Source organism: Vibrio sinaloensis DSM 21326, from assembly GCF_000189275.1.
Taxonomy (GTDB): domain Bacteria; phylum Pseudomonadota; class Gammaproteobacteria; order Enterobacterales; family Vibrionaceae; genus Vibrio; species Vibrio sinaloensis.
The window spans coordinates 1-262 of the sequence record NZ_AEVT01000051.1 but is presented as its reverse complement, the minus strand read 5'-3'; the positions used below and the strand labels follow the sequence as shown (position 1 = coordinate 262).

Annotated in this window: 1 protein-coding gene; it reads left to right on the top strand. The window is 56.1% G+C overall.

Going from position 1 to position 262, the window contains the following annotated elements; genetic code table 11:
- Window positions 1-262, top strand: a 262-nt coding sequence (locus RH45_RS07260; RefSeq protein WP_008075595.1) for a hypothetical protein, incomplete at both ends; no start/stop codon positions are given.

Below are 262 nucleotides of genomic sequence, written 5' to 3'. Positions count from 1 at the left end.
AGATGCCGAAGTGGGCGATACGCTGAAAGTATCGGGTCAGCCAGATCGCATCCTTGATCAAAATGACATCGACAACGGTGTGACGTACCAATACGACCGTCCAGCGGATGGCGACAGCATTACTGTAACAGCCACCATCGTGGACCAAGCAGGCAATGAGTCAGCCCCAGGCAGCGACAGCGCGGTCATGGGTGACACCACGGCAACGCCGGCTCCAACTGTGGTCATCACTGAAGATGCCGATAACGACGGCACGATTTCT